The following is a 14,068-nucleotide window of genomic DNA, read 5'->3' as shown; positions in this document are numbered from 1 at the left end:
GCTAGAATTAGCTTCATTTCTTTGAAAGAAAGCAAATAAAACATAATTCTTCTTAGATGGGAGCGGATGTTGTCGACTCCTGCGGGAAAAGCAACAGGTGAAGACCCCGCAGGAAGTGATTTTCTTCCGAGGAGGCTGATCCGTTGCCCGCGGAAAGCGACTTCCCGCAGCGGACATCGCTTCGGCGAGGACACTGGTGATTTAAAGACCAAGTGGTGCTCTTGGTTTTCTAATCATAATGATTTAGATAGAAGCGCCGGGGAGGTAATGATAGTAAACAGGATAGATATAATAAAAAAATGAAACGAATGGATATGTTTGTACGTATAACAAGTGGATGAATAAAAATTTGAAAAGTTATATGAACCTTTTGATTCGTTCAATTGTATAGTCAACAGAAGGGAGAGAAGTATGTGCTAAAGCTATCAAATGTCACAAAACGGTTTGGAAATCATACTGCAGTAAACAATTTATCTCTGGAAATTCCTGAAAGAGAAATGTTTGGGTTTTTAGGCGGAAACGGGGCAGGCAAAACAACAACATTTCGTATGATTCTCGGCCTGCTGGATAAAACATCCGGCGATATTACCTGGGACGGCGGTCCGATTTCTTATAATGAGAGTCATTTAATTGGGTATTTGCCGGAAGAAAGAGGGCTGTATCCGAAATTAACGGTGAAAGAGCAAATTATTTATTTAGGACGGCTGCGGGGAATGAAAAAACAAGAGGTTCTTAAAAAGCTGGATGAATGGCTGGAACGGTTTAAAGTACCGGAGTACTTAGATAAAAAAGTGCAGGAGCTGTCTAAAGGGAATCAACAGAAAATACAGTTTATTTCTGCCGTGATTCATGAGCCTAAGCTGTTAATATTAGATGAGCCATTTTCTGGATTAGATCCAGTCAATGTAGAAATGCTGAAAAATGCTGTCAAAGATTTAAAAAATCAGGGGACGTCGATTGTTTTCTCCTCTCACCAGATGGAGCATGTCGAGGAAATGTGCCAGCATATCTGTATTCTGCAAAAAGGGACGCCAGTTGTTCATGGCTCCTTACGCGAAATCAAACACAGCTTTGGAAAGAAAAATCTTGATATACGCGGTGATTTTTCAACAGAATTTTTAAAGAATTATCAAGGTGTGGCTTCTTATAAAGAACTGCCGGATGGATGTGCATTGCAGATTGAGGATGAACAAATTGCACAATATATATTTTCAGAGCTGCAAGGGAAAGGCTTTGTCCGGAAATTTGAAATTGAAGAGCCTTCTTTAAATGATATCTTTATTGAAAAGGTAGGTGCTTCCTATGAATAAATTCTGGACGATTGTTGGCCATACGTATCTTTCGCGGGTAAAATCGAAATCATTTATTATTACCACGGCAATTACATTAGCTATCATTATTGGTTTTGCAAATATATCCTCTATTATTGATATGTTTTCAGGTGATGAAGAATCGGATCAAGTGCTTGTCATCGATGAATCCGGAATATACGGTGATTATTTGCAGGGGGAAGGGATAAGTGAAGGCGCCGGAATTGCATTTGAGAATTTTGAAGGAACAGAGGAAGAAGCGAAGGATGCAGTCTCTGCTGAAGAATATGATGGCTTGCTTGTCATTGCTGCCGATGAAAATAATCTGCCCGAAGGAGACTATTATGCGAACCGTATTTCGGAAACGGGCGAACAGGTAGAAATTGAGCAGATTTTGCAGCAGCTGAAGGTGGTTGTTGGAACGCAGGAGGCGGGAATTGACCAGCAAACGTTAGATATGATTTATGCCCCGGTGAGCCTGCAGACAGAGCAGCTGGATGACAGTGCCAGAACAGCAGAAGAAATGAATCAATCTCGAGGTCTGGTATATGTCATGCTATTTGTTCTGTATATGACCGTTCTTCTATACGGTCAGATGATTGCTACAGATGTTGCAACAGAAAAATCATCCCGCGTCATGGAGCTTCTTATCTCCAGTGCTCCGCCTATGATGCATATGTTTGGAAAGATTGTCGGGATTGCTTTGTTAGGATTGACACAAATGATTATCCTGCTGGGCGGAGGTTACTTTGCCATTCAAGCAAATCAAGATTCTGCAGCAGGGGAATTTTTTGAAGTAATGGGAATTATGGATAATGATCCGGTTATTTATATTTATGCAATTGTCTTTTTCCTATTAGGCTATTTCCTCTATGCAACTCTGGCGGCCATGCTCGGATCGTTAGTCAGCCGGATTGAGGATGTTAATCAATTGATTATGCCGATGACGATGTTGATTGTCATTGCCTTTGTCATTGCAATGACAGGTCTGGGTATGCCTGAATCAACATTGATTACGGTGACATCCTATATCCCATTCTTTACGCCGATGATAATGTTTTTACGTATCGGTATGCTCAATATCCCATTTTGGGAAATTGGTTTGTCTATCGGGATTATGATTGTAACGATTGCTTTGTTTGCTGCATTGGCAGCCCGCGTATACAAAGGCGGGGTACTGATGTATGGCAAATCAGGATCGTTAAAAGATTTTAAACGTGCCATCAATTTATCAAAGAAAGAATAGCTGTATGATTGATTTTAAAATAACCGCTTTGCCTGCGTGGCATATGAAGCGGTTATTTTAAAGGAGTAACGGGAAAGATAATGATGGTTGAACCGGAAGAAATTATCAGCAGGATGATTTATACAAACCTATAGAAACAGACTCTAAAAATAACTCCTGTTCAGGATACGTTTTATTTTGATTAATGATATAATGGACTTTTAAGCAGAAGTCTTCTGCATTGACATATATACAGTAGGGAGGTATATTAAAAGAGAAGATTAAAGGAGGGATACGATGGATTCCTTACATGAGCATACATTGAAACCAAGAACAGATGCCGAGAAAAAAGCAGTGACAAATCGTTTAAAACGAATTGAAGGTCAGGTCCGCGGTATTCAAAAGATGATTGATGAAGATAGATACTGTGTAGATATTCTTGTTCAAATCAGTGCGATTAATTCCGCGTTAAAGCGTGTTGGATTTGAAGTTGCTGAACGTCACATCAAGCATTGTGTCAGCGATGCTGTGAAATCTGGAGAAGGCGATGAAGCAATTGATGAACTGATGGATGTGCTGAATCAGTTTACAAAATAATAAATAAATCATGATAAAAGTCTACACGTACGGTAGGCTTTTTTTATTGTGCTGGAGGATAATCAGCGGATAGAACGTGCATTCTGTTATTGCCTCTGTTAAAATAAGGATATCATAAAACTGGGAGTGGAGACAGTGAATGCAGCAGTTACTTTTATTCATGCAGCTGATTTACATTTAGACAGCTTATTTAAAGGCCTGAGGCATGTGCCTGCCAATCTATTTAAAGAAATTCAAGAAAGCACATTTACTGCTTTGAATCACCTGGTTGATGAAGCGATAAACAATAAGGTAGATTTTGTTTTATTAACAGGTGATCTGTACGATCAAGAATCACAAAGCTTAAAAGCGCAAATAAGACTGCGACGCGCATTTGAAAGGCTGGCCGATGAAAATATTGCAGTATTTTTATCTTATGGAAACCATGATTTCAGAAAAGGGGATGCCTTTGACGTGGAATACCCCGATAATGTATATATTTTTCCTGATGAATCCGTAACATCTATTCCTTTTTATAAGAATGGAGAAGCGGCTGCGGCTATATACGGATTCAGCTATGAAAATAGAGCGGTATATGAAAATAAATCTTCAGAATATGAACGGACAGAGGATGAATTTCCATTTCATATCGCTATGCTGCATGGCAGCGTGGCAACAAATACAGAGCACGACTCTTATGCGCCATTCCAGCTGAAAGACCTGTTAAACAAACGCATGGATTATTGGGCATTGGGCCATATACATAAACGGCAGCAGCTCCATACAGATCCTCCGGTTATTTATCCGGGCAATATACAAGGGAGGCATCGAAAGGAGACGGGAGAAAAAGGCTGTTATCTGGTTAACTTAAGCAGACATCAGGTAAAGCAAACCTTCCTGCCGCTTCAGGCAATCCGTTATGAAGAAGCACAGGTGGACATTCGGGATTGTCTCACTCCTTCTCAAGCAGAAAAAGCCATTATGAGGCAATTGCCGGAACACAGTGTTCCAAGCTTATTGTATTTGAACATAACTGCAAGAGAAAATGATGCATTTTCCCCGGATGATATCCTTGTTCAAGAGTTAGTTGAAGTGATAAATGAATCTTTGACAGAAGCTTTTCCATGGCAGTATATTTACCGTTATCAGCTTGTTTTGGAGGAAGAACCAGCTCAGCTGAAAGACGCTTTTTTAGAAGATATATTAGAAGAAGCTGATATGGCATTTATTCAGGAAGGATTAAATGAAATTTATCATCACAAGGATGCGCGAAAGTTTTTATCCCCTCTGTCGGAGGAAGAGGAACAGACGATTAAATCGGATGCTTATAAGCTGCTGAATACGCTATTGCGGAAGGAGAGAGCAAAGTGAGGATAAAGGAAATTACGATTTACGGCTTTGGCAGATGGGTCGACCAGTCTTTCTCCTTCTCTGGTTCTAATTTGATAACGCTCTTAGGCGATAATGAAGCCGGGAAGACAACCCTGCATCAATTTATTTTATATATGCTTTTTGGAATGTCCAAAAAGCAATGTGATTTTTATCGTCCCAAAACCAGCAGTAAATTAGGAGGAAGGATGATATTAGAGCATCCTGCGGAAGGAAATATAATGATTGAACGGTTGGATGCGTCTGAGGTCAGATGCTTTGATAACGTTGGAGCGGAAAGAGACATGACCTGGTTCGGAGCTTTTTTGGGAAATATGAATCTGGAAACCTTTCAATCGATTTATTCCTTTTCTAATCAAGATTTAACCGTGATGCAGGATATGAATGAATCGGATATCAGCGAGCTTCTATTAAGTGTCGGTTTAACAGGTTCAACAGCGATTTATAAAGTGGAAAAGAAGCTGCAGGCAGAGCTGCAAAAGCAATTTAAGCCTTCTGGCACCAAGCCGGTTATCAATGAAAAACTAAGTGCGTTACGAACCAAAGATAAACAGACTGGAGAAAGCAAGCAGCTGGAAAAATCATATAAAGAACAAATAGAAAAAATGCGTGCATTGGAAAATAAACATAGGTTGAAAAAAGAGCAGATTGCAGAGAAAAATGAACAGCTGGAAAGAGAAAAGCAGCTGGAAAAAATACTGCCTATACGAAAAGAAATGCTTCGTGTTTCCGAAGAATTGCAAAAACTGGAGGATGTCCGTGATTTTTCATTAGATTATCAGAAGCAAATAGAGACAATCCATGCAGATATGAATCAGGCAGACAGAGAAATCAGCTCCCATCAGGCTACCTTAGACACGTATATGGAGAAAAAACAAGATTTAGAAACGATTTCCCTGCAGGACGGAGAAAAAGAAAAATTAAATCATTTCCTGAATCAAAAAGCAGAAATAACCTTTATGATAGAACGAAAGAAAACGTTGGAAGAGGATTATCAGTATAAAGCCCGTGAAATTACAGAGATGATTCAGGAAAAGCAGATTCGTATAACCGCTGAAGATTTAGAACAGCTGGAATTACCGTTTTATCTTGAAAAGGAATGGGCGGCATTACGTGAAGAGCTGGGAAATGTACAAAAAAGCATCGCTGTTAATCAACAGCAGAAAGACCATTTGGCCCAGGAAAAAGCACGAATGGAGGAGGAGCAGAAGCAAGCAGAAAAAGAACTGCTTGCTGACGTGCATGTAGATGAATTAAAACAGCGGATCCAAGCTTATCACCAAACCAATCAACGCAGCGAAACACAGCAACAGTATATGCATCAAATGCTTGGTCAAATGATAGAAGAGAAGCAGAAGCAAACAAAAAGATTTACAGCTGTTGGAATAGGGATTTCCTTGGCAGCAGCCTTTATTGGATATGCAGGAAGCATACCGTGGCTTTTTTTATTAAGCCTGGCAGGCGGAATTGGTATATATTATTTCCGGCATGTACAACAGCAGGATATCCAAAAATTAAAACAGCAGCAGGAAAGCTGGCAGACCGCCCCCTCTGAACAGGAAATGGACGTGACAGAAGCAGAATATCTGGAAGCACAGGAAATTTTGGAAAAGCAGCAAATATTGCGCAGTAAGCTCTCTGCTTTAAATGAGACGTTACGAGAAACGATTCATCAGCTAAAAGTGAAGGGTACGGCTGAATCTAACCTAATTAAGCAGCAAAATAAATTAGAAGAGGGCAGACGGAAGCAGCAAAATCAGTTTCCATTTTTACAATCCATCGATGTCTTTTATTGGCAGGATATTTACCATTTATTACAAAAGCTGCTTCAGCTGACGAATGAAAAGCAGCATATCTATACAGGGTTAGTCAGAGTAAAAGAACGGATAGAGCAGTTTTCAGACCAGGCCAAGAGTTGGCTGAAGCATAAAGGGCTGGCGGAGGAGACTCGTATGGATGAAATAATGCATGCCCTTGAAGAAATAGAACAGCAAGAACAGCAGCGCGAGCATGAGCTTCAGCAGCTAAATCAATTTATAAAGGACACCAGCAATAAACAGGCAGCTTTCATCCAAAAAAGAAACCATAATAAGAAAGAAATAGATAAACTGTTAAATATGGCAGAAGTGGAGTCTGTAGAAGTTTATTTTGAAAAGAAGACAAGAAAAGAACAATATAATAAACTGTACGCCAGACAAGAAGAACTGAGAGAAAGAATCCACATCCTGCTTCCGGAGAAATGGCAGCAGGAATGGATAAATGTTTCCATAGAGGGTGCTGACCATTATAAAAAGAAAAAAGAATTAGAGCTGGCTTTAGCGGATGAGGAAGAAGCGTTAGAACAACTAAAGAGTCAGCAGGCAGAATTGAAATTACGTATTGAACAGCTGGAAAGAGCGGAGGATATATCTCTGCAAATGCACCAGCTGGCAATGGAGAAGGAAGAACTGGAGGACCTGGTCAGAACCTGGGCTGTACAAAAAACAGCTTTACGGATGCTGGCTGCTGCGAAAAGCCAATACAAGGATAAATACTTGTCGCTTGTAATTGAAACCGCCCAAATCTATTTTAAAGAGATTACTAGAAATCAATATGATACAATATATTCACCTGCAGCAGAGCAACCTTTTCAAGTAGAAAACAGCAGGGAAAAACGGCGGTTTCGCGTGGAGGAGCTTTCTCAGGGAACAAGAGATCAGCTTTATATTTCCCTGCGCCTTGCGATTAATGAGGTGATGGCAAAAGCGAGCGGTCTGCCATTTCTGATGGACGATGTTTTAGTGCATTTTGACGGGAAACGTTCAGAACGTATGCAACAGGTACTGGAGCGGATGGCGGAAAATCAGCAGGTTATTGTATTTACATGCCATAGAGAGCTGGCTGAAGCTGCAAATGGAGAAATCATTCATCTTAATGCTAGGGGTGCTTGATTTGGAGGGAGGAAAAAATGAAAAAAGGAATCGCAAATTTAACAGTCGGTGATAAATTTGAAGGATTTTTATTGATCAATGATGCTACGAAGGGTACGACCAGCAACGGAAAACCATTTTTAACGTTAATGCTTCGAGATGAATCTGGCGAGATAGAATCGAAGCTGTGGGATGCTACCAAAGAAGATGAAGAGAACCTGGTTGGCGAGCAGATTATCCATGTAACGGGAGATATTAATCAATTTCGGGGGAAAAATCAACTACGCATTCATTCCATCCGCTTATCTCAGGAAACAGATCAGGTTCAGGTCAGTGACTTTGTCGGTAAGGCTCCCGTAGGCAAAGAAGAGCTGGGAGAAAAGCTGACAGAAGCTATTTTTGAAATGAAGAACCCAACGTTGCAGCGTATTGTGCGGGGGTTTGTAAAAAAATATCAGCATGAATTACTCATTTATCCGGCTGCTGCGAAAAATCATCATGATGTCGCATCAGGGCTCGCCTATCATATTGTCAGCATGGTGGGGGTTGCCCGTCAGCTTCATGAACTGTATCCCTCCATCAATAAAGATTTATTATATGCAGGTATTATCCTGCATGATATCGGAAAAATAAAGGAATTATCTGGTGTCGTGTCAACAACATATACGCTGGAAGGAAAATTGCTTGGACATATTACCATTATGGTAGAAGAGATAGCAGAAATGGCGAAGGAGCTGCAAGTAGAGGATAAGGAAGAGGTGCTTATTTTACAGCACTTGATTTTAAGTCATCATGGAAAAGTAGAATGGGGCAGTCCGAAGCCTCCAATGGTCAGGGAAGCTGAACTGTTGCATTTAATTGATTTGATTGATGCAAAAATGAATATGCTGAATAAAGCACTGGACAAGGTGCAGCCGGGCGAATTTACAGAGCGGCTTTTTGCAATGGACAATCGCTCTTTCTACAAGCCTTCCTTTGAGTAGCTCTTAAAAAATATTGAATCCATCGGATTGCTGTGAAGATTATGTCATTTTCTATTTACTTGTTCATATATATTTATTAAGGAGTGGACAAGGGGGATTTAAGATGAGCTCGATTCCAATTTGGGTCTTTGCAGTGATTCTGTTAATTTTATTCAGCGGATATATGGCAGTGCGTGCGTTTTTAGCTGAAAGAAAGCTGGATCGGCAGTTTATTGAACGAGAAGGTAAGATATATATGGAACGTATTCAAAAGGAACGATTGAAAAAAAGAGAGCAGTAATAAAATGAAAAAATCGCTACCCATTTTCAAAATGGATAGCGATTTTTTTATTGTTCAGATTCCGTGTCTTCTGCAGGCTGCTCTTCTTCAGAAGGCTGTTCAAATAAATCTTCAAGTCCTTCAGCAGAGATATCTACATTCGCATCTTCAATTAAATTTTGAAGTTTTGCTTGAATATCTTCCTGATTTGCTTGTTGAAGAACGAGTTCGCTTCTTAATTCATCTTTTAATTCTTCAAAATCGCCAATGGATTCTTCTTTTTCACGTACATCATTTACTTTGATGATATGGAAACCAAATTGAGATTGCACAGGGTCGCTGATTTCACCTGGTTCCATAGAGAATGCAACTTCTTCAAACTCAGGAATCATATCGCCGGCAGAGAAGTAACCCAGATTACCGCCGTCTTCTGCACTGCCATCTGTTGAGTATTCTGAAGCAAGGTCTTCAAACTCTTCCCCATCATCTAATTTTTCTTTTACTTCATTTGCTGTTTCTTCATCCTGCACAAGAATATGCTGTGCATCTACTTCTGAATTCTTTCTGTCATAGTAATCCTTCAGCTCTTCATCCGTAATTTCCATATCTTCAGAAATAGCGGCTTCCTGAAGCATTCCTACATAGACTAAATCTCTAAGTTCTTCTTCATCACCGAATTGCTGAGCCACCATGGAATCAAATTCATCTTCGCCAAGTTCATTTTTCATGGTATCGATTTCTTCATCTACTTGCTCGTCAGTCACTTCGTATTGGTCTTCTAACACTTTTATGGTAACAAGCTCTTCAAGAACAGCTTCTCCATTACGTTCTTTTAATTCATCATAAAACTCTTCTTTTGTGACGTCGCCTGCGTCTGTAGTCGCGACCACTTCATCGTCGGAAGAATTACATGCAGCCAATGCAAGCACACTGGCAGATATTGTTGCTGCTAATGTCCATTTTTTCATGTCTGATACACACCTCTACTCTTTTCTCATCTTACTTTTATTGTTTACCATGATTAATATATCATACTTTTCCAGTTTAAATAATTATTTTCAACTTTTTACTAAAAAATCACATTAAACTGTCACATTTAAAACACGCAGATAAGAACAAACTAGCATAGCTACCAATATCATATTCGTAACCCGATCCATTCTTTCTGATTTTTGCTTGGAAAGCTCCATTTTTGTACTTAAAGCACTAATCATCACATTAAAAATAAGTAATATAAAAAAACCAAAAATGATATAAAAAATAGCCATGTTCTATGTACGCCCCTTTACAATAATGCTACTTCTCTAACTCTATCAAAAACAAATCGCATTGAACAGTCATAAAGCGCAACTTAATAGAGTAAATCACGTTTTTTCTCTTCCTGTAAAACCATATTTTTATGATTGCGATAGAGAGGCTGCGGACACGCATGCTGTAATAAAGTAAAAAAAAGCTTTTACCAGCGGAATTTTGCCAGCAAAAGCTTTCTTTCTATGAATTGGCATTTGTGTTTTTAAGTTTTTCTTCTAATTCACGGATACTTGATTCAATTTGTTCCAGTGACTGGTGAATATTATCCTGCTGAGGTTCTACAGCGTTTTTCCAGTCTTCAACGGATTTTCGCATTTCTTCCGTCAATTCTTTGACTAAAACAGCACCTTCTTTAGAAGTTCGAAGCAGCTGCTCTTTGATTCGAATGCTGTCTTCTTTTAAATTCATCAATAGTTCTTTTAATTCTAAGGATTGATTTTTGACTCTTACACGAACATCCTTGCCTGATTCAGGTGTGCTTAATAGTGCAATGCCAGCACTGACAGATGCTCCAACGATAAAACCCAGGGTTAATGATTTTTTCTTAGACATAATAGGAAATGCACTCCTTTCTTCTTTCACATATACCTTTTCCTTTTACGATATGTACTTAAACATCTTCCTGCAAAATAAATGCAATATACATATTATAGGAAAAAGAATCAATTTCTGCTAGTATGAATGTTTTTTACTATCTTTATTTTAACACAAAATAGATAAGATATGATAAATATACTTTTTTAGAATGGAAAAAGCATTCGCTCCAATTTAAAATGGAACGAATGCTTCGGAAGACAAAGAAGAGCTGAAAGTATTTTTAACTCTCTGATCTCCTTTACGAAACCGCAGCTACTTTACTTCGCTTCATAATTCCCTCTACAATTGGATAAACAACCAGCATGATAACGGTATTCATTACTGCTGCTGGAAGAACAACAGCTGCAAATAAAGCAAGAAAACCGCCTTCTAAGAATCCTAAGAAGAAAAGCGCAACAGATAAAAAGATACTGCCGCTGATCAGTGTCCCGGCAAATGTTAATACAGAAGCTGTTACTTTTGTATTCATCTGCTTTCTTACCAGCAAAAATAACAGAAAGAAAGCAACTGCTGTCAACGGTTTATCAATCAGGTTGGCAATTTGCCCTCCCGGAGCCGCTGTGGTCAATGCGGAAATAGCACCTGTTGCAAATGCAAGCAGAATAACATAATTCCATTTAGGGAATAAAATAATACCTAAAAACATCATTGCCAGCATCATATCAGGCTTTACACCAAATAATAGCGGGGGTATTACAAAATGCAGTACGGTTCCGATACTTACCAAAAGGGCAAGAATGGTTAAAATTTTTGTCTTCATTACTTAACTCTCCTCTACTTTTCTATACTCTGCTTTCCGGTTGTGCGCTCATCGCCAGCCGCGAAAGGTTATAGTCAGTATATCAAATGCTGTTGAAAATAAAAAGAACGAAATGGATTGTTTCTAGTGTTTGATTTGCTCATTGATTGCTTTTGCAACCGCCTGTAAATCATCTGATGTGTAATCCTCTGTATGCGTTATCCAATTTGGTGTGTACCCATCTCCATCGCCGTAGCGCGGAATTAAATGAACGTGCAGATGGAAGACTGACTGCTCAGCAACCGGTTCGTTATTATTAAGCAGATTGATTCCTAATGGCTGATAGGCATCGCGAATAGCGTTAGCAATAACGGGTATTCTACTGAATAATTCTTTTGCTGTTTCTGGCGGTGTTTCATAAATATTCTTAGTGTGTTCTTTAGGAATAACAAGTGTATGCCCTTTGGTTACTTGACTGATATCGAGGAAAGCATAAACCTTATCATCCTCGTAAACTTTGGCAGAGGGAATGTCTCCATCGATAATTTTGCAAAAAATACAATCTTCATGTGCCATCTTTTGTTCCTCCCTATCTAATTTAAAATGTAATCTTTTATCTATTGTATAGAGTTGGACCGGGTAAAGTAAAGAGTTCTGTATTAAACTTGTTAAAGGATGTCTAAAAAACTTCCCGTAATTTGTAGAACGGTTCATTTTGGAATCTTCTTCGAATGATGATAAAATCAGATTAGTGAACAAAGGGGGTTAACAAGGTGAGTTCCTTATTACATATTGAAAACTTGTATGGAGGCTATACCCATAAAAATGTACTGCACGATATATCATTTGATTTAAATAAAGGAGAAATCGTCGGGCTGATTGGATTAAACGGTGCTGGAAAAAGTACAACCATTAAGCACATTATCGGTCTGATGCAACCAAAAAAAGGGGAGGTACAGGTAGAGGGGAAAAGCTTTCAGGATGATCCTGAAGGGTATCGTAACCAGATGGCATACATTCCGGAGATGCCTATCCTGTACGATGAGCTGACTTTATATGAACATCTCAGGCTGACAGCCATGGCCTACGGAATTGAAGAAGAGGTGTTTGAGCAGAGGCTGCCTAAGCTTTTAAAAGAGTTTCGGTTAGAAAAGAAATTGAATTGGTTCCCGGTCCATTTCTCAAAAGGAATGCGGCAGAAGGTTATGATTATGTGTGCTTTTCTGATTGAACCGCCGCTTTATATTGTGGATGAGCCATTTGTTGGTCTGGATCCATTAGGTATCCAGTCTTATCTGCAGATGATGGACTCGATGAAAAAGCAGGGGGCAGGCGTCTTAATGTCCACGCATATTCTGGCAACAGCGGAGAGATACTGTGACCGTTTTCTTATTTTACATGATGGGAAATTACGTGCGGAAGGAACATTAGAGGAGCTTCGCATGCAATTCCAGATGCCAGGGGCGACTTTGGATGATTTATATGTACAGCTGACAAAGGAAGATGATCATGTTTGATTCGCACGCACTTTATAAAAAACGTTTATCTTCCCATGTCAAAAATTTAAGCAGATATTTAAAATATATGTTCAACGGACATATTGCATTTGCCATGTTTTTTTTCATTGCTGCAACTGCTTATTATTATCAGCAGTGGCTGGAACAATTACCGGAGAATTTTCCGACTGGAATCATCATGGGAATTGTTTTAGGATTGCTGATCAGCTATAATCCAATCCGCACATTATTGCAGGAGCCGGATTTGGTGTTTCTTATTGCTGCTGAGCAGCAGATGGGATCGTATTTCCGTAATAGCTTGATTTACAGCTTTGCGATTCAGACGTACCTCATTGTACTTGCAGCGGCTGCATTCAGTCCGCTTTATTTCGCCAGTTTCAGCGGACGGGCAGGAAGCATATACCTTGTTACGCTTCTGTTATTTCTGGTTTTTAAAGGCATGAATATGCTGGCAAACTGGAATATGCTGAAGGTAAGAGAGAAGAGTTTGCGAACCATTGATTTAACAGCACGTACACTGCTTAATATTGTAACAGCCTACTTTGTGATTGAAGGACAGGCATTATACGCTGTGATAACGATCGTATTGCTGCTTCTTGTAATTGTATATGATTTTATTGTGGCAGCAAAACAGCCGAGCATTATTTGGGAATTGTTAATAGAAAAGGACCAAATCCGCCTGCAATCCTTTTACCGGATTGCGAATTTATTTGCGGATGTTCCGCATTTGAAGAATAAAGTAAAAAGAAGAGAATGGCTGACAAAGACCTTTATCAGCAGAATCCCATTCGAGCGTTCAGCTGCCTATGATTACTTGTATCAGATTTCTTTTCTCCGCAGCGGAGATTATTTAGGGATGTATCTCCGGCTTGTGGTAATCGGCGGTATTTTCATCTGGGTCATTCCTAATGTCTGGATAAAGCTATTATTTGCTATTCTGTTTATTTATTTGAGTGTTTTTCAGATGATGGCTCTATATCACCATCATCGTACGCAAATGTGGCTGGATCTGTATCCGCTGAAGCCCGGATTAAAACTGGATGCAGTGATTAAAATTATTCGCAAGCTCGGCTATATGCAGGCATTTGCTTTTACCTTCTTATTTATTTTTCAGCTTGAGTGGCTGGGGAGTATTATTGTATTAATTGGCGGTCTTGCTTTTGTCTGGGCATACGTAACATTCTACGTGCAACCTAAACTGGATAAGGTATAAAAAAAAACAAGCTGACGAGAGAATAGCCTCGTCAGCTTGT

The 14,068-nt window shown here is 39.4% G+C and carries 14 protein-coding genes; 9 read left to right on the top strand and 5 right to left on the bottom strand.

From position 1 onward, the window contains the following. The first annotated feature begins 413 nt into the window (after window positions 1–413). From MKX55_RS13555 to MKX55_RS13525, 7 genes are all read left to right on the top strand, one after another. A complete protein-coding gene (locus MKX55_RS13555; protein ID WP_339233227.1) occupies window positions 414–1,310 on the top strand; it encodes an ABC transporter ATP-binding protein in 897 nt (298 codons plus the stop codon). After that, window positions 1,303–2,556, top strand: coding sequence for an ABC transporter permease (locus MKX55_RS13550; protein WP_042534653.1), 1,254 nt, complete (start codon window positions 1,303–1,305; stop codon window positions 2,554–2,556). The genes MKX55_RS13555 and MKX55_RS13550 overlap by 8 nt, the downstream gene beginning before the upstream one ends. Window positions 2,557–2,832: 276 nt before the next feature. Continuing rightward, window positions 2,833–3,132 carry a metal-sensing transcriptional repressor gene (locus MKX55_RS13545; protein ID WP_042534650.1) on the top strand — a complete coding sequence of 100 codons (300 nt, stop codon included), beginning with the start codon at window positions 2,833–2,835 and terminating at the stop codon, window positions 3,130–3,132. Window positions 3,133–3,267: 135 nt separating this feature from the next. Beyond that, window positions 3,268–4,482 carry a DNA repair exonuclease gene (locus MKX55_RS13540; protein ID WP_212929498.1) on the top strand — a complete coding sequence of 405 codons (1,215 nt, stop codon included), beginning with the start codon at window positions 3,268–3,270 and terminating at the stop codon, window positions 4,480–4,482. Beyond that, window positions 4,479–7,430 (top strand): AAA family ATPase, encoded by a 2,952-nt coding sequence (locus tag MKX55_RS13535; protein ID WP_339233226.1) that lies wholly within the window; start codon window positions 4,479–4,481, stop codon window positions 7,428–7,430. Before MKX55_RS13540 ends, MKX55_RS13535 begins: the two co-directional genes overlap by 4 nt. A 17-nt stretch (window positions 7,431–7,447) precedes the next feature. Then, complete coding sequence (yhaM, locus tag MKX55_RS13530) at window positions 7,448–8,392, top strand: 3'-5' exoribonuclease YhaM (RefSeq protein ID WP_339233224.1); 945 nt, start codon at window positions 7,448–7,450, stop codon at window positions 8,390–8,392. Between the two features lie 103 nt (window positions 8,393–8,495). Next, window positions 8,496–8,672 (top strand): sporulation YhaL family protein, encoded by a 177-nt coding sequence (locus tag MKX55_RS13525; protein ID WP_042534641.1) that lies wholly within the window; start codon window positions 8,496–8,498, stop codon window positions 8,670–8,672. Between the two features lie 47 nt (window positions 8,673–8,719). On the opposite strand, the gene MKX55_RS13520 is transcribed toward MKX55_RS13525, so the two are convergent. The 5 genes from MKX55_RS13520 to MKX55_RS13500 all read right to left on the bottom strand — a co-directional run bounded on the left by MKX55_RS13520 (window position 8,720) and on the right by MKX55_RS13500 (window position 12,012). Next, on the bottom strand, window positions 8,720–9,619 hold the full coding sequence (locus tag MKX55_RS13520) for a peptidylprolyl isomerase (RefSeq protein ID WP_042534639.1): 900 nt from the start codon (window positions 9,617–9,619) through the stop codon (window positions 8,720–8,722). 114 nt (window positions 9,620–9,733) lie between these two features. Beyond that, window positions 9,734–9,919 (bottom strand): hypothetical protein, encoded by a 186-nt coding sequence (locus MKX55_RS13515; RefSeq protein WP_042534637.1) that lies wholly within the window; start codon window positions 9,917–9,919, stop codon window positions 9,734–9,736. 223 nt (window positions 9,920–10,142) lie between these two features. Next, window positions 10,143–10,514: a YtxH domain-containing protein gene (locus MKX55_RS13510; RefSeq protein WP_042536304.1), complete on the bottom strand. Its 372-nt coding sequence runs from the start codon at window positions 10,512–10,514 to the stop codon at window positions 10,143–10,145. A gap of 283 nt (window positions 10,515–10,797) precedes the next feature. Further along, window positions 10,798–11,319: a tryptophan transporter gene (locus MKX55_RS13505; RefSeq protein ID WP_339233221.1), complete on the bottom strand. Its 522-nt coding sequence runs from the start codon at window positions 11,317–11,319 to the stop codon at window positions 10,798–10,800. A gap of 123 nt (window positions 11,320–11,442) precedes the next feature. Next, window positions 11,443–12,012, bottom strand: a complete 570-nt coding sequence (locus MKX55_RS13500) for an HIT family protein (RefSeq protein WP_339233220.1) — start codon at window positions 12,010–12,012, stop codon at window positions 11,443–11,445. 59 nt (window positions 12,013–12,071) lie between these two features. Here MKX55_RS13500 and MKX55_RS13495 point away from each other — a divergent pair, with 59 nt between their 5' ends. Next, window positions 12,072–12,815, top strand: coding sequence for an ABC transporter ATP-binding protein (locus tag MKX55_RS13495; RefSeq protein ID WP_042534631.1), 744 nt, complete (start codon window positions 12,072–12,074; stop codon window positions 12,813–12,815). Next, the gene (locus MKX55_RS13490; RefSeq protein ID WP_339233218.1) at window positions 12,808–14,028 is read left to right on the top strand and encodes an ABC transporter permease; all 1,221 of its coding nucleotides are present in this window, start codon (window positions 12,808–12,810) and stop codon (window positions 14,026–14,028) included. Before MKX55_RS13495 ends, MKX55_RS13490 begins: the two co-directional genes overlap by 8 nt. Window positions 14,029–14,068: the final 40 nt, after the last annotated feature.

This window comes from Oceanobacillus sp. FSL W7-1281 (genome assembly GCF_037969835.1).
Classification (GTDB): Bacteria; Bacillota; Bacilli; order Bacillales; family Amphibacillaceae; genus Oceanobacillus; species Oceanobacillus oncorhynchi.
Note: the sequence above shows the minus strand (reverse complement) of the source record. Positions and strands in the feature narration are given on the sequence as shown.